Consider the following 16,087-nt stretch of genomic DNA (forward strand, 5'->3'; position numbering starts at 1 on the left):
CCGAATTATAAACTCACTTTTAGTAAAATTGAGAAGAATGAAATTTTAAATCTTGAAAATTATTCAAACATTTCTGCTAAACGAACCGCTTTGATTTTATCAGAATTATAAAGCTCTTCTACAGATTTTTTCTTTTCTAATTTAGGATAAAGATTTACACCAATGATTTTAATTTTTCCTTCTTCAACCCAACTCTGTTCTTTCACAGCTTGTTCGAAAATCATATTCTGAATTTCTCCAGATTTTAGAAGTTCAAGATAACCACCCTTTTCTTCAATTTCAAGGAATAACTTCCAAGATTTTTCAGCGAATTGCTGCGTAATATCTTCCACGAAATAACTTCCGGAAGTTGCATCTTCAAAAACGTTGATAATACTTTCGTAAGCTAAAACAATCTGTTGTTTGAAAGAAATTTCTTTTGAAAGTTCTGACGAATCTTCAAATTTATAGTCATTAGAAAAAACTGCATCTGCACCTCCAATCATAGCCGAAGTTAATTCCAAAGTAGAACGTATCAGGTTATTATCTGCATCATTTTTAGCCTTATTTCTGAATGAAGTTTCAGCAAAAATGTAGGGAATCAAATCTTTTTCAAATTCTTTAGAAAACTGATTGAATAGATATTTGAAAGCTCTGATTTTAGCAATTTCGAAAAAATAATTAGAACCAATTGCAAATCGAAAAACCAATTTTTCAAGAATCTCCGGACCGAATTTTTCTACTAATTCCTTAGATTTCGCCAATGCAAAAGCCAATTGCTGAATGATAGAAGCACCAGCATTTTGATGCAAACTTACATCTACACAAATCTGTCTTTCAAAAGCTTTGGATAATAATTCGCCAGCTAAATGGTCATTGATTTTCGCATTTTCATCATCAGAAAAAACATCAATCAAAGAAAAATAACGATTACTTTCTTCTGTTAAAATATGTTCTGCTAAATCTGGATTATTGATGAAAATCGCTTTTTCTTCCAAGCCTTCCACATTCTCATTCAAACGAAAAGCGAAAGCCTGCTCTTCCAAACCATCTTGATATTCTGCAACAAGATGTGTACTTTCTTCAACTTTTGGAAGAATTTTTGTCTCCTGATTATTTTGATAATATGGTTTTACAGTGATATTTTCCAGATTATCTTTAGAAAGAATTTCATAAATATTTTCTGTTTTGAGTTGCTTTTTGACAAGCTGTTCCCAATCTTCCAACGTATTTTCTATGAAACTCATTTTGTTTATTTTTTTGCGATTTTAGAACTGTCAACTACCAATATGAAAATCTCTTCGTTCGGTTTTTTCATAAAGTAATTTTCACGGGCATATTTTTCTTTTTCCTGCTTATTATTCATCAGTTTACGATAGAATTTGTCATTCTTTTCGTATTCTGTTTTATAGAATTCACGTTGGTTTTCGTAACGTCCAATTTCGCCATTCAGTTCATTGATAACCAAAAAAGAAGTGCTGTCAAAAAATATCATCCAAACCAAAAATCCAACTAATGTCAACACATATTTATTGAACACATAAGTCTGGAAAAACTTAAGTGTCGGCGATTTTTTCTTGATATCTTTGATTAGTTCTTTCATCGTAAATAATATTAATGAACTTTTTTAAGCGAATTGTTAATCACAGTCGTTAAGAAATCAATGGCTACAGAATTCTGTTTCATATTCGGAACAATCAAATCTGCTTCATTTTTAGAAGGTTCGATAAATTCTTGATGCATCGGCTTCAAAGTCGTCTGATATCTGTGTAAAACTTCCTGCAAATCTCTTCCTCTTTCTTGTGTATCTCTACGAATTCTTCGGATTAATCTTTCGTCTGAATCTGCGTGAACAAACACTTTTAGGTCAAATTCTTTCAATAATTCTTTGCTTGTCAAAACCAAAATCCCTTCTACAATCAAAACATTTCTTGGTTCCACAGTAACGTGGTCGCCAGTTCTGGAATGCGTTACGAAAGAATAAATCGGCTGTTCTATGCTCTGATGATTTTTAAGGGCTTTAACGTGTTGCAACATCAAGTCAAAATCGATTGATTTTGGGTGGTCGTAATTAAGAACTTCTCTTTCTGACAAAGTCAAATTAGGATTGTCGTGGTAATAATTATCTTGAGAAAGCACGTTAACGCCTTCTAAGTTAAGTTGTTGAAGAATTTTATTAACAACAGTTGTTTTTCCGGAACCTGTTCCTCCGGCTATACCAATCACGAGCATCTCTACATTTTTTACAAAAATACTATTATTTTTTTTTCAGAATCAAATAAAACTTAAAATTACTTGCACAAAAAAAGCTGCAATTTGCAGCTTAATTATTTTATCTTCTTCCAGAATTTTCTCCCGAACGGACTTCTCTTTGAGGTTGAGCATCTTTTTGGGGAGCATTCCTCATATTATTTTGATTTCTTATTGACTGCTGAGTTCTCATATTACTCTGATTTCTAGTATTTGACTGCGTTCTCACATTATTTTGGTTTGAATTAATCATTCCACTATTTCTCTGACTTCTCACAGGCTGAATTCTAATATTATCATTATGCATTGAGTTTCTTTTCGGCGAAATCACAATGTTATTTCGCAGTCTGGAATTTGATTTATAAATGGCTCCATTTCTGTAATAATTATTGTTGTAATCTAAGTAAACAACGTTTGGCGCATACCAGTAACCATCAGGCGATTGATAATAACCGTCTCTGTAACCATCAGAATATCCCATAGAATAAGGGTCATTATTATAACTATATGAATCTGTCGCCGCGACACAAGAAACCATACTCATCGCAAAAGCAGCCAATATTATTTTGATTGAATTTTTCATTTTCTTCGATTTTATAAGTTATACATTTTCAGTATCGACATATAAATTACAAAGAATCTGCCAAGATTGAAATCGAGAAAAGTGGATAGATAATCTAAAGATTTATTCTTCAGGAGAAATTCCCAAAACATAATAGAAAACAGCCAAAACTCTGGCAAAAAACTCACGGGTGTGATTTCTGTAGAAGCTTTCATTTTTGCTGACATCCTGGGCGTCAAATCCAAGCGCATTCATCCCATTATTTCTTGCAAAAAATAAAGCTCTGAGGTTATGAAAACCTTGTGAAACGATAATCACATTTTTTTGACCATAAACATTTTTACAACGTAAAATACTTTTATGGGTATTGAATCCTTTGGGGTCTTCAATAATAATATTTTCTGGAACGCCTTCGGTGTAAACCAAAAAACGTTTCATCGCAGCAGGCTCATCATAATTTTCACTTTTTTCGCCACTGACAATAATTTTTTTGATTTTTCCGTGATGATAAAGTGTTCCAACAGCATCCATCCTTGCGACAAAATAAGGATTTGCGATGCCAGAACGCATTTTCGGAGAAGTTCCCAGAACCAGAGCACAATCTCTTGATGGAACTTTGCTGATTTTCGTATAAGTTCTTCCACTTGTAAGAGCAAAAACCCAGAAGTTCGCTAAAATCAACAGCAAAATCCCTAGCTCTACAAGCCTGAAAATAATCTTCAGAAAATTAGCAACCTTCTTCAACATTAGTTATACAAATCAAAATCTAAATATACATCTTTGCTCATTGCAATGGAAACACAAGGCAAAATTTTCCCCTGAAGTTTTTCATTTTCGGTCAAATATTCGTCTTCTGTCATATCCACTTCTCCATTTTTCAAATAACAAAGGCAGCTTCCACAAATCCCAGATTTGCAGGAATAAGGCAGTTTGTAACCTAAATCTAGTAATTGCTGAAGAATTTTTCGTTCATTATTTTTTAAAACAATTCCATCTTTTTCAATATGATTGAATTTGATTTTAACCTTTACATTTTCAATCAAAGGAAATTCTTTTTCGGTTGGATAAATATCATCATTAAAAGCTTCAAACAATTCAAAATGAATATTCTTTTTCGGGATTCCGTGGTTGTAACAAGCATTGGCGACGGATTTTATCATCGCACCTGGACCACAAATAAGGACTTTGTCTGTGCTATCCCAAATTGTAGATTCTTCATCATCTTCATCGAGATGAAGAATTTGATTAATAATAAGAGAAATCTTCTTTTCGTCCAATCTTCCTTGAAACAATTGGTCTTTTATTTTTTCCTTAGATAAGAAATAAAACACTTCGAATCTTCCTACGTTTTCTTTCTGCAAATCTTCCAATTCCTGTTTCAGAACAATATCTTCATAACGTTTGTTCCCATAAAAGAGGAAAATTCTAGTAAATTGTTCTTCGTTGAGAATGTTCTTAATATGACTAAAAAGCGGTGTAATTCCAATTCCGGAAGCAAACGCAAGAATTGTTCGTTTTTCATTAGGTCTCGATGGAATAAAAAATCTTCCCAAAGGTTCACTCACGGAAATCTCGTCATCAATATGATAATTCTGAAATAGAAAATTGGTGGAACTTTCGTCGCCATTAATTTTGATGGCCAAATCAATTTTATTTTCAAAAGGCGCAGATATAATAGAATAATCATTCTGAATTTCCTTTTCATTAAAATGATATTTCAACGTCACATATTGCCCAGCCTGATAATTATATTGTGATTTTAATTCCTCAGGAATAGTCAATTCCAATGCAAAAGCATTTTTGGTAAGTTGCCGTTTTTTAGCTATTTTTAGCCTGTGAAACTGAGGTTGATTCGCGATTGTTAATTGATTCTCCATTGTCAAGTATCAAATTTAATGAAATTTGACAAAAGAAAAAATCTAAATAGCAAAGCTTGGTTTTCAATTTCAAATAAAATGAAACTATGAGAAAATTCCTGATATATTCCGTTGTGTCACTCAGCTTTTTAGCTTGTAAAAAGAATGATGAAAAAGTTGTTGAAACTGAAGTAAAAGACTCTTTAACAGACAACTCTTTGAGCTTAGACACAAGTAGTAGCAATGGCAAACTTATTTCATTAAAGGAACTTTCTCCTGAAAAAATTACGGAAGTTTTAAAGTCCAATCATTCTGACACGCTTTATGTGACCAACTTCTTCGCGACTTGGTGTGGACCGTGTATGCAGGAGATTCCGCATTTCAGAAAAAAAATGGATGAGTTAAAAAATCAACCTGTAAAATTCACATTTATAAGTCTTGATAACAAAACAGATTGGGAAACAAAAGTGATTGATTTTGCTGATGAATACGAAATAAATCAGAACGTCATTCTTCTTGACGGAATGCTTTTGAAACAAGAGTTTTTCGCACAAAATTTCCAATCTTGGGATGGAAGTGCTATTCCTTTTACTTTGATTAGAAAAGGTGATAAATCTGACGAAACCGTTGGTTCTATGAGCGAGGAAATGCTAAATCAGAAAATCGAAAAACTATTGGCTCATAATTCCTCTGCAAAAGTTGCTGAGAATAAAGAAAAATCTGGAATCACTGGCCCGAAAAAATCTTTAAAATAAGAATTATTCTTGATGAAACGTTTTCCTCTTTTGGTAACATTGATAGTCGTTTTGGCGATTATTGCGTTTTTCATCAATCTTAATATTGGTTTTGCAAAACTGAATTTTTCTGATTTTTTAAATTCAGAATCAGATAATTTTCAGATTGCAGGATTTAGGATTAACCGCGCTTTAGCAATGCTTTTAGCTGGAATTGCAATCCCGACAAGTGGATTTCTTTTGCAGGAATATTTTAAGAATCCTTTGGCTGGTCCAGATGTTTTGGGAATCACTTCGGTTTCTAGTTTGTTTGTCGCATTTTATATTTTCTTTTCGCAAAATATTGTTATTCCTGATTTTTTTCAAAATAGCTTTATCAGTTTATCATCAATCATTGGAAGTATTGTTTTGATGATGATTTTGCTGTTATTTTCAAACCGATTTAGGGATAAAAGTTTCATCATTATTTTCGGATTTTTGATTTCGGCTTTAGCTGGAGCTGTTGTTTCGTTTCTTCAGTTTTATGTGGAAAGTCAAAGTTTGAAAAATTATATGCTTTGGACTTTTGGAGCGAATAATCAAGCAAGTTTAATTCAAATTTCGATTCTTACAGTTTTAATCATTATTGGATTAATTTTTACTTTCAAATCTATAAAACCTCTAATTGGAAATGCTCTGGGAAGCGCTTATGCACAGAGTTTTGGAATCAGTCAATCGAAACTGAAAATCAGCATTATTGTAGCTTCTTCCCTACTTTCTGCTTCGGTTACGGCTTTTTTAGGGCCGATTTTATTTATTGGAGTTGTTGTTCCCCATTTTTGCAGAATGATTTGGAATCCTGCACAACTTTGGCATCAATGGATTCTGAACATGATTTTGGGTGTGTTTATATTGCAGGTTTTCTCGATTATTTCGGAACTGAGTCAATTTCCTATTAATATCATCACAACATTCTTTGGAATTCCCGTGATATTGTTGATGTTGATGAAAAGGTAATAAGTAATGAAAAATATCAAAACATATAAAGGATTAATAATTATAAATATTTTCTTATTTATTTTAAGTTTTTCTTTTATGGAATATTCTAATATATTTCGTCTTAATCAAGAAAAGCATTGGATTTATTCTACAGCTCATAATTGGTATTTATTTTTTGCATTTCCAATATCAATGATTGGTTCTTTAGTATTAAGTATAATCACACTCATTAAAATTCAAAAACAAAAATACATTTGGTTATTTTTAAGTTTAATTCCAATTATAATATTTCTTTTATTACCAAAGATTTTGATAATTTTAAATCTAAGAAATCCATAATCATAAAATGAGTTTCCTTAAAATTAGTAATACAACAATCGGCTATTCAAATCCTTTGGTTTCGGAGATTGATTCGTCTTTGGAATTAGGCGAAGTTTGTTTGTTGATGGGAAATAATGGAATCGGGAAAACGACTTTAATTAAAACTATTCTTGGACAAAACAAGCTTTTAAAAGGTGAAATTTCTATTAACGGAAAATCAATTAAAAAGCTGGATTCAAATGAAATAGCATCTCAAATTGCCATTGTTTTTTCTAAAGCAGAAATTCCTGATAATTATACGGTCACAGATTTAATTTCGCTCGGTAAATACATTCATTATCCTTATTATTTTAAATTGAATGAAACTGACAAACAGGAAGTTTCTGCTATTATAAACAAACTCAATCTATCAGAATATCAAAACAAAAAACTAACCGAATTATCTGACGGAAATCTTCAAAAAGCTTTTATAGGAAGGGCTTTGGCTCAGAATTCTCCTTTTATTATTCTGGATGAACCAACCACACATTTGGATGAAGAAAATAAATTGATGATTCTCTCACTTCTAAGAAATCTCGCAAAATCAGAAAACAAACTGATTCTTTTTTCTTCTCACGATTGGCGATTAGCAAAAGAATTTGCCGATAAAATCTGGTGGATAAAGGACAAAAAACTCATCAGCGGAATTTCTGAAGAAGTCATTCTCAACAATCCCCAATTGATTATGCCAAAGATTTTAGAATTTAATCAAACCTTTCACGCTCCAGAAATTGATGCACCGAAATTGGAAAAAGAAATGATGTTTTCTTATCTCCAAAAAAACTTCTATCAAGATTTACGAAAAATCAAATTGACGTTTAAAAATGATTTTTGGGAACTAAATTCGGAGGATTTTTATGATAATTGTCATAATTTATTCGAAATTAAACAGTCTCTGCAAACATTGATTAAAACAAGCAATTCTAACTAAATAGATTTTTATCAATTTTATTTAATAAGATTTGCATAATAATTAATCAATTGTAAATCAATAATTTAAACAACCAAACAACAAAATACTATGCATGCATAGTATTTTTTTTATATTTGTAAAAAGCACTTCAATATGCTAGTTATGGAAAAGAAAAATTCAGAAAAAGTCGAAAGTGTTGACTTGATGTTAAAGTCGGCTTGGTTAGCGGTCTCGAAAATGTATTCGGATCAAGCTTCTCTGTACAATTCAACTGCAGTTCAAGCATTGACGTTACTTAAAATTGACCCAAAAGAAGGAACAAGAAGTACGAATCTTGGTCCCAAAATGGCGATTGAACCTACTTCTTTGACAAGAATCATCAAACTTCTCGAAGACAACGGTTATATCTACAAAGAAAAAACCACAACAGATAAACGAGAAGTGATTATAAAACTGACGGAAAAAGGAGTCAACTCCAGAAATCTATCAAAAGAAGTTGTCGTTAATTTCAATAAAAAAGTAGTAGAAAGAATTGCTCCAGAGAAATTTGAAGTTTTCAAAGAAGTGATGACAGATATTCTAAAGATTGCAAACGAACTAAATCATAAAAAATAAATCTCATATAAATGAACAGAAAAATTAAACACGTTACAGTGCTTGGTTCCGGCGTTATGGGTTCCGGTATTGCATGTCATCTAGCAGGTAACGGCATTCAGGTTTTGATGTTGGATATGCCTCCGAAAGATTCGGAAAATGCCGACAAAAAAACAAGAAACAGCGTTGCGCAAGGTCATCTTAACAACGCTTTGAAAAGTAATCCTTCACCAATCTATGACAAATCCTTCGCTTCCAGAATTACCGTTGGAAACTTTGAAGATGATTTGGAGAAAATCAAAAATTCGGATTGGGTTATTGAAGTGATTGTCGAAAGATTGGACATCAAACAATCGATGTTCGAAAAAGTAGACCAACTTCGCAAACCAGGAACTTTAGTCACTTCTAATACATCGGGAATTCCGATTCATTTGATGTCGGAAGGAAGGTCAGAAGATTTCCAGAAACATTTCTGCGGAACGCACTTCTTCAATCCACCGAGATATTTGAAATTATTTGAAGTCATTCCAGGGCCGAAAACAGACCAGTCTGTTATTGATTTCTTTATGTCTTACGGCGAGAAATTCCTTGGAAAAACAACTGTTCTATGTAAAGATACACCTGGTTTTATCGGAAACAGAATTGGTGTTTACTCGATGGCTAAGATTATGGAATTGACGGAAGAAATCGGTTTAACGATTGAAGAAGCTGATTCCTTGACTGGAGATTTACTGAATCGTCCAAAAACCGGAACTTTCAAATTGGGAGATTTGGTTGGTTTGGATACAGCTTTCAATGTAACCAAAGGACTTCAAGCCAATCTTAAAGACGATGAAATGGTTCAGGCGCTTAAAGATTCTAAAACTTTGAATTTCCTTATTGAAAATAAATTCCTTGGTGATAAAGCTAAAAAAGGATTTTATTATAAAGAAAAAGATGCTGGCGGAAATGTGAATCGTTTCGTTCTTAATTATGAAACGCTGGGCTACGAACCAACAAAACAGCCGAAACTTTCTATCGTTGCTTCAGCAAAAGAAGCCGGAAGTTTGAAAAACCGTTTGCCAATTTTGTTGAAAGACCAATCCAAAGCTGGAGAATTGATTAGAAAACATTTCGCTTCATTGTTCGCCTATGTTTCGCAAAGAGTTCCAGAAATCACGGATGTGTTCTACTCGATTGATGATGCTATGAAAACTGGTTATGCCTGGAAATACGGACCATTCGAAAACTGGGATTTTGTAGGAATCCAAAAAGGAATTGATTTGGTTGAAAGTGAAGGTTACAAAGTTGCTGACTGGGTTAAGGAAATGGTGGCATCAGGACACCAATCTTTCTACAAGCTGGAAAACGGAAAACAGTTATTCTATAATCAGAATACGAAAACTTACGAACCAATTCCTGGTCAGGATGCTTTCATCATTCTTAATAATATTAGAAAAGAAAAAACAGTTTGGTCTAATTCCGAATCTGCTTTGATTGACCTTGGCGACGGTATTTTGAATTTCGAATTCCGTTCAAAAATGAATTCTCTTGGAGGAGGCGTTTTGGAAGGTCTTAATAAATCTATCGACATTGCTGAGAAAGATTACAGAGGTTTGGTTGTAGGAAATCAAGCTGAAAATTTCTCAGTCGGCGCTAATCTAGCAATGGTAATGATGATGGCTGTTGAACAAGATTGGTACGAACTAAATATGGCAATCGCAATGTTCCAGCAGACTTCTATGAAGTTGAGATATTCATCAATTCCAGTAATCGCTGCACCTTTCGGAATGACGCTTGGTGGTGGCTGCGAATTCTCTATGCACTCGGATAAAATCGTAGCAGCAGCGGAAACTTACATCGGTTTAGTAGAAGTTGGCGTTGGTTTGATTCCAGGCGGCGGTGGAACAAAAGAGTTTGCTTTGAGAGCGCTAAAAGGAGCACTTCCTGATGATGTAAAAACCAATCATTTGAGAAATTACTTTATGAATATTGCAACAGCAAAAGTAGCGACTTCTGCTCACGAAGCTAAGCAAATGGGAATTCTTACAGAAAAAGACATCATCGTTGTCAACAAAGACAGACAAATTGCGGAAGCAAAACGTCAGGCCATTGTTTTGGACGAATTAGGATATACGCCGCCAGTTCCTGAGAAAGTTAAAGTTCTTGGAAACGAAGCAATGGGAATGTTCTACGTTGGTACTGATCAAATGGTTGCAGGTGGCTACGCATCAGAACACGACAGAAAAATCGCTAACAAAATTGGTTATGTAATGACTGGCGGTAATCTTTCTGAGCAGACAGAAGTTTCTGAACAATACTTATTGGATTTGGAAAGAGAAGCATTCCTTTCACTTTGTGGCGAAAGAAAAACTTTGGAAAGAATCGGTGGAATGTTGAAAACAGGGAAGCCGGTCAGGAATTAGAAGTGAGAAGTTAGATATTAGAAGTTAGATGAAAGCGCATAGATTACAAGACTTGCAGATTTGGAAAAGGTCGATGAATTTGGTTAAAAGAATTTATATCATTACTCAAGATTTACCTACTGAAGAAAAATTTGGATTAATAAGTCAAATCAGAAGATGTGCGGTTTCAATTCCTTCTAATATTGCCGAAGGCGCAGGAAGAAATAACGTTAAAGAATTTATTCAATTTTTAGGAGTAACTTCAGGTTCTGCTTATGAATTAGAAACTCAATTAATCCTATTATTTGAATTAGAATTTAAAACGGAAATTGAGGTTGCGCCTTTAATCAACGAACTTTCTGAAATTCAGAAAATGATTTATTCATTCAAAACTAAATTAAATAACAGTTAGAATTTATTTAAAGTTTAAATCTAACTTCTAACATCTAAACTCTAACATCTTATAAAAATATGGAAGCATATATAGTAACAGGATACAGAACAGCAGTTGGTAAAGCGCCGAAAGGGTCTTTGCGTTTTACACGTCCAGATGATATGGCGGCAACTGTAATAGAACGTCTTATGAAAGATGTTCCAAATCTAGACCCGGCTCGCATCGATGATTTAATTGTCGGATGTGCAATGCCGGAAGCAGAACAAGGACTGAATGTCGCAAGACTGATTTCATTAATGGGATTGGATACCGATAAAGTTCCGGGTGTAACAGTCAACAGATATTGTGCATCTGGCTCAGAGTCGATTGCGATTGCAGCAGCAAAAATCAAGGCTGGAATGGCAGAATGTATCATCGCTGGTGGCGCAGAAAGTATGTCTTATATCCCGATGGGTGGTTACAAACCAATTCCGGACACGGATTTAGCAAAATCAAATCCCGATTATTATTGGGGAATGGGATTGACAGCAGAAGCGGTTGCCAATGAATTCAAAGTGAGTCGTGAGGAGCAAGACCAGTTTGCTTACAACTCTCATCAGAAAGCAATGAAAGCGATACAGGAAGGAAAATTCGACAATCAGATTGTTCCGATTGATGTGAAATATAATTTCCTTGATGAAAAGGAAAAAATTCAGACCAAAGAATATGCATTCAAACAAGACGAAGGTCCAAGAGCTGATACTTCAATCGAAGCTTTAGCAAAATTACGTCCGGTTTTCGCAGCTAATGGTTCTGTAACCGCAGGTAATTCTTCTCAAACTTCTGACGGTGCTGCTTTTACAATGGTAATGTCGGAAAGAATGGTGAAAGAATTAAACTTGACTCCAGTGGCAAGACTTCTCTCCTATTCGACGGTCGGAGTTCCACCAAGAATTATGGGAATCGGACCAATGTATGCCATTCCGAAAGCGTTGGAACAAGCTGGCCTTAAACAATCGGATATCGATTTATTTGAATTGAATGAAGCTTTTGCTTCTCAATCAGTTGCCATTTTAAGAGAATTGAACATCAATCCTGAAATCGTCAACGTAAATGGTGGCGCAATCGCACTTGGACATCCACTTGGTTGTACAGGAACAAAATTAACTGTTCAACTTCTTGACGAAATGAAACGAAGAAACAGCAAATACGGCGTAGTGACAATGTGCGTTGGAACAGGTCAAGGCGCTGCAAGTGTGTTTGAACTACTTTAATAATTATAGATTTTAAATTATAAATTTTAGATGAGATGAGCTTCAAAGAAGATAATTTGATTCAGAATAAGACATTTGAATTTGCATTGAGTATAATTAAATTTTATACGATTTGTAAATCTCAGAATGAATACATTCTTTCAAAGCAGATTCTTCGTTGCGGAACTTCGATTGGTGCAAATGTAGAAGAAGCAATTGCAGCACAATCAAAGAAAGATTTTATCTCAAAACTTTCTATTGCAAATAAGGAAGCGAGAGAAACAAAATATTGGTTGAAGCTTTATCAATCTTCAAATCTTGTACAGATTGATATTGATTCTTATTTAAAAGAAATTGAGAGCATCATTAATATTCTAACTAAAATCATCAAAACTTCATCTGAAAATTTATAACAGCGAATCTTACATTTAAAATTTATAATCTAAAATTTAAAATCACAATAATATGTCAACAGAAACTAAAACATTAGATGGCGGCGAATTTCTAGTAAAAGAAATCACTGCAAACGAAATATTTTCTATCGAAGAATTGTCCGAAGAACAAAAAATGCTTCGTGATTCTGCAAAGGAATTCATAGATAAAGAAGTCGTTCCGAATAAGGAAAGATTTGAGAAAAAAGATTACGCTTATACGGAAGAAGTTATGCGTAAAATCGGGGAAATGGGATTCTTGGGAATTGCTGTTCCGGAAGCTTTTGGCGGATTAGGAATGGGATTTGTGACTACAATGTTGGCTTGCGATTACCTTTCGGGTTCTACAGGTTCATTGGCAACAGCTTATGGTGCGCATACGGGAATCGGGACATTGCCAATTTTGCTTTACGGAACCGAAGAACAAAAACAAAAATACCTTCCGGACTTGGCTGCTGGAACTAAATTCGGTGCTTATTGTTTGACTGAGCCAGATGCAGGTTCTGATGCCAACAGCGGAAAAACAAGAGCAAAACTTTCTGAAGATGGTAAACATTACATCATCAATGGTCAAAAAATGTGGATTTCCAATGCAGGATTTGCAGATACGTTCACATTGTTTGCTAAAATAGATGATGACAAAAACATCACTGGATTTGTAATCAACCGTTCTGAATTGGAAAATCCTGAAAGTCTGACTTTCGGAGAAGAGGAACACAAATTGGGAATCCGTGCGTCTTCTACGCGTCAGGTTTTCTTCAATGATATGAAAATCCCTGTGGAGAACCTTTTGGGCGAAAGAAACAACGGTTTCAAAATCGCTCTTAACGCACTTAACGTTGGTCGTATCAAATTGGCGGCGGCTTGTCTGGATGCCCAAAGAAGAATCCTGAACCATTCTTTGACTTATTCTACGGAGAGAAAGCAATTTGGGGTTTCTATCAATACATTTGGAGCGATTCGCAAGAAGTTGGCAGAGATGGCAACTGGCGCTTTCGTGAGTGAAGCGGGTTCTTACAGAGCTGCGAAAAATGTGGAAGACAAAATCGAAGAATTGGTTGCTGGTGGAATGAACCACGAGCAGGCGGAACTGAAAGGTGTGGAAGAATTTGCGGTAGAATGTTCTATCCTAAAAGTTTTCGTATCAGATTTAGCACAGCATACAGCAGATGAAGGCATCCAAATTTACGGTGGAATGGGCTTTTCGGAAGATACACCAATGGAATCTGCTTGGAGAGATTCAAGGATTTCCAGAATCTACGAAGGAACCAACGAAATCAACAGACTTCTAGCCGTTGGGATGTTAATCAAACGTGCGATGCAAGGCAAAATCGATTTGTTAACGCCTGCGAAAAACGTAGCTAAAGAATTGATGGGCATTCCGTCTTTTGACATTCCAGATTATTCAGAATATATGTCTGAGGAAAAAGAAGTGATTAAGAATTTGAAGAAAGTATTCTTAATGGTTTCCGGTTCTGCGCTTCAAAAATATATGATGGACATCGAGAAGCAGCAGCATTTGCTACTGAACGCTTCCGAAATCCTGAACCAAATCTATATGGCAGAATCAGCAATCCTAAGAGCTGAGAAACATTTCGACACAGATTCTGTGGAAGCTGCAATGGCAAGACTGAACCTTTACAAAGCGGTGGAAATCATCACAACCAATGCCAAAGAAGGTATCGTTTCTTTCTCAGAAGGCGACGAGCAAAGAATGATGTTAGCAGGATTAAGACGTTTTACAAAATACGTGAACACGCCAAATCCAATTGCATTAACAGAAAAAGTTGCCGCTCATTTTATTGAGAAAGGTTCTTACTAAATCATCAATTTGATATAATAAAAAATCCCATTTCAAAGTTTGAAATGGGATTTTAGTTTTTAAAAATATCAATAGGAATGGGCTTTAGCCCATTTAACAATGCAATAATTATTGGCTTTAGCCTAAATTTATTTAAGTTTTGGCTAAAGCCAATTTTGATTTTTACCTTTACATCGGGCTGAAGCCCGACGCTATTTATAAATTAAAGAACTCCCTTTGTTTATCTTTTGAAATATTTGTGGTTTTTCCAGATTCTGCTTGTTCAATAGATTTATCAATCTTCTTATAAAAATCTTCTTCAGAAAGCAAAGTTTCATCTTTTTCACCAATTTCAAAACGAACTTTAAGTTCCTCTAAAAGAGATTTGAGCAAAGATTTTTGCTTTTCGTCTTTTGGGTAAATTGTTATACTTTCCATAATTTTAAACTATTAAACAAAAATATAATGATTTTCTGATTTAATTTTTTGAGATTGATTTTTTTTCAATTTGATTTAAATAATAAACCCTCTGATTTTTTCGGAGGGTTTTTAGTTTAAATAGCACTCAGATATTTTAGGGAGTTCAGCTATTTTTGGATTATTAAAGAAAAATTTTTCTCGACTCGGATGTAATCTTTGATAATTAGAAAAGTCGGAAACTTTTTCTTTTGTATGGATTAGATACATTGTATTCCTCCTTTGTTTATCATAGCTAACACCTACTGTATTAGTTGTATCAATTTCTGCTTTATGGGTTTTTATTTCGTAAAAACTTACATATCCAATCTCAGTTAAAATTGTTTCTTCACTCATAGTTAGAAATTTTTTTCCTATTGATTCTGCCAACTCAAAAAATTCATCTTCTAACTTTCTAAAAAAAGTAAGGTCTAAGTTTTTTTCGCTTAAAATGAAACCTTTATTTCCAGTTTCAAACAAAACGTAGAAATAGCTTTTGCCGTCGAATTTGTAGTTTGTCATTATAAAATATTATATTATTTGATCAAAACAAAATTTGGTCAAATCATTAACTCCTCTAAATAAAATTGTAGGACTGGCCCCATTTTCATTATCTTCTTTTAGAATGAAGTGTTTTTTTCCAATATATAAATTATCAAATCCATATTCTTCAATAATAACTTTGATAAAACTTGAATCTATTGTATGCGGAAATAATGATTTTGGGAAATTTATATTAGAATAAGATGGTAAAGGTGTAATAGGAAATGTAAGTGGATTATGATTTAAATAATCGTAATTAATAATGAGCACTTCAGAAATAGCATATAGTATATTTTCAAAAGCTTCCTCCTTAGATTTTCCCTCGGTTATACAGCCTCTTAATTCAGGACACCATATACTGTAATTACCATTATAATTTGAGTTCAGAATTTCAATAGAAAAAGTTATGTCTAAATCCCTAAAAGGAACTTTTATATCTTTTATTGTTTGTATCTCTCCATCATCCTCAAAGCGACAAATTTGTTCAATGTTATAATTTAGATTCTTTTCTAAAAATTTTTCATATACAATTATATCTTCTTCAACTAGATTAATTAACTCAATTTTCGGAAAATTTCTTTGTAGGTTTCTAAGCCCTCTTTTCACTATAATATTCATAA

General features: G+C 33.8%; 19 protein-coding genes. 10 read left to right on the plus strand and 9 right to left on the minus strand.

The window, feature by feature from the left end; genetic code table 11:
- Nucleotides 1-59: 59 nt before the first annotated feature.
- The 6 genes from V7P73_RS11540 to V7P73_RS11565 all read right to left on the minus strand — a co-directional run bounded on the left by V7P73_RS11540 (nt 60) and on the right by V7P73_RS11565 (nt 4,668).
- Nucleotides 60-1,226 carry a methylmalonyl-CoA mutase family protein gene (locus V7P73_RS11540; RefSeq protein ID WP_333853841.1) on the minus strand — a complete coding sequence of 389 codons (1,167 nt, stop codon included), beginning with the start codon at nt 1,224-1,226 and terminating at the stop codon, nt 60-62.
- A 5-nt stretch (nt 1,227-1,231) separates the two neighbouring features.
- On the minus strand, nt 1,232-1,582 hold the full coding sequence (locus V7P73_RS11545) for an FtsB family cell division protein (protein ID WP_307307061.1): 351 nt from the start codon (nt 1,580-1,582) through the stop codon (nt 1,232-1,234).
- 11 nt (nt 1,583-1,593) lie between these two features.
- Entirely contained in the window at nt 1,594-2,211 is a 618-nt protein-coding gene (udk, locus tag V7P73_RS11550; protein ID WP_074234746.1) for a uridine kinase, read from the minus strand.
- A 100-nt stretch (nt 2,212-2,311) separates the two neighbouring features.
- Nucleotides 2,312-2,812 carry a hypothetical protein gene (locus tag V7P73_RS11555; RefSeq protein WP_333853845.1) on the minus strand — a complete coding sequence of 167 codons (501 nt, stop codon included), beginning with the start codon at nt 2,810-2,812 and terminating at the stop codon, nt 2,312-2,314.
- Between the two features lie 102 nt (nt 2,813-2,914).
- Nucleotides 2,915-3,538 (minus strand): SanA/YdcF family protein, encoded by a 624-nt coding sequence (locus V7P73_RS11560; RefSeq protein WP_333853847.1) that lies wholly within the window; start codon nt 3,536-3,538, stop codon nt 2,915-2,917.
- Nucleotides 3,538-4,668 (minus strand): 2Fe-2S iron-sulfur cluster-binding protein, encoded by a 1,131-nt coding sequence (locus V7P73_RS11565; protein WP_333853849.1) that lies wholly within the window; start codon nt 4,666-4,668, stop codon nt 3,538-3,540. Before V7P73_RS11565 ends, V7P73_RS11560 begins: the two co-directional genes overlap by 1 nt.
- Nucleotides 4,669-4,754: 86 nt before the next feature.
- Between V7P73_RS11565 and V7P73_RS11570 the strand changes: the two genes are divergently transcribed.
- From V7P73_RS11570 to V7P73_RS11615, 10 genes are all read left to right on the plus strand, one after another.
- A complete protein-coding gene (locus tag V7P73_RS11570) occupies nt 4,755-5,402 on the plus strand; it encodes a TlpA family protein disulfide reductase (RefSeq protein ID WP_333853851.1) in 648 nt (215 codons plus the stop codon).
- Nucleotides 5,403-5,414: 12 nt separating this feature from the next.
- Entirely contained in the window at nt 5,415-6,377 is a 963-nt protein-coding gene (locus tag V7P73_RS11575; RefSeq protein WP_333853853.1) for a FecCD family ABC transporter permease, read from the plus strand.
- 6 nt (nt 6,378-6,383) lie between these two features.
- A complete protein-coding gene (locus V7P73_RS11580) occupies nt 6,384-6,698 on the plus strand; it encodes a hypothetical protein (RefSeq protein ID WP_333853855.1) in 315 nt (104 codons plus the stop codon).
- Nucleotides 6,699-6,705: 7 nt separating this feature from the next.
- The gene (locus V7P73_RS11585; protein WP_333853857.1) at nt 6,706-7,650 is read left to right on the plus strand and encodes an ABC transporter ATP-binding protein; all 945 of its coding nucleotides are present in this window, start codon (nt 6,706-6,708) and stop codon (nt 7,648-7,650) included.
- A 144-nt stretch (nt 7,651-7,794) separates the two neighbouring features.
- Nucleotides 7,795-8,247, plus strand: a complete 453-nt coding sequence (locus V7P73_RS11590) for a MarR family winged helix-turn-helix transcriptional regulator (RefSeq protein ID WP_116033760.1) — start codon at nt 7,795-7,797, stop codon at nt 8,245-8,247.
- Between the two features lie 11 nt (nt 8,248-8,258).
- A complete protein-coding gene (locus V7P73_RS11595) occupies nt 8,259-10,631 on the plus strand; it encodes a 3-hydroxyacyl-CoA dehydrogenase/enoyl-CoA hydratase family protein (RefSeq protein ID WP_333853861.1) in 2,373 nt (790 codons plus the stop codon).
- 28 nt (nt 10,632-10,659) lie between these two features.
- Nucleotides 10,660-11,022 (plus strand): four helix bundle protein, encoded by a 363-nt coding sequence (locus V7P73_RS11600; RefSeq protein ID WP_333853863.1) that lies wholly within the window; start codon nt 10,660-10,662, stop codon nt 11,020-11,022.
- A gap of 59 nt (nt 11,023-11,081) precedes the next feature.
- Nucleotides 11,082-12,257, plus strand: coding sequence for an acetyl-CoA C-acyltransferase (locus V7P73_RS11605; protein WP_333853865.1), 1,176 nt, complete (start codon nt 11,082-11,084; stop codon nt 12,255-12,257).
- 35 nt (nt 12,258-12,292) lie between these two features.
- Nucleotides 12,293-12,649: a four helix bundle protein gene (locus V7P73_RS11610; RefSeq protein WP_333853867.1), complete on the plus strand. Its 357-nt coding sequence runs from the start codon at nt 12,293-12,295 to the stop codon at nt 12,647-12,649.
- Between the two features lie 52 nt (nt 12,650-12,701).
- Nucleotides 12,702-14,489 carry an acyl-CoA dehydrogenase family protein gene (locus V7P73_RS11615; RefSeq protein WP_333853869.1) on the plus strand — a complete coding sequence of 596 codons (1,788 nt, stop codon included), beginning with the start codon at nt 12,702-12,704 and terminating at the stop codon, nt 14,487-14,489.
- 195 nt (nt 14,490-14,684) lie between these two features.
- Here the strand turns inward: V7P73_RS11615 and V7P73_RS11620 are convergent, their stop codons facing one another.
- The 3 genes from V7P73_RS11620 to V7P73_RS11630 all read right to left on the minus strand — a co-directional run bounded on the left by V7P73_RS11620 (nt 14,685) and on the right by V7P73_RS11630 (nt 16,085).
- On the minus strand, nt 14,685-14,906 hold the full coding sequence (locus tag V7P73_RS11620; RefSeq protein WP_089769112.1) for a DUF2683 family protein: 222 nt from the start codon (nt 14,904-14,906) through the stop codon (nt 14,685-14,687).
- Between the two features lie 111 nt (nt 14,907-15,017).
- Entirely contained in the window at nt 15,018-15,446 is a 429-nt protein-coding gene (locus tag V7P73_RS11625) for a hypothetical protein (protein ID WP_333853873.1), read from the minus strand.
- A 9-nt stretch (nt 15,447-15,455) separates the two neighbouring features.
- Nucleotides 15,456-16,085 (minus strand): type II toxin-antitoxin system HicB family antitoxin, encoded by a 630-nt coding sequence (locus tag V7P73_RS11630; protein ID WP_333853875.1) that lies wholly within the window; start codon nt 16,083-16,085, stop codon nt 15,456-15,458.
- Nucleotides 16,086-16,087 lie beyond the last annotated feature (2 nt).

Origin of the sequence: Epilithonimonas sp. (genome assembly GCF_036780765.1) — a bacterium.
GTDB lineage: Bacteria > Bacteroidota > Bacteroidia > Flavobacteriales > Weeksellaceae > Epilithonimonas.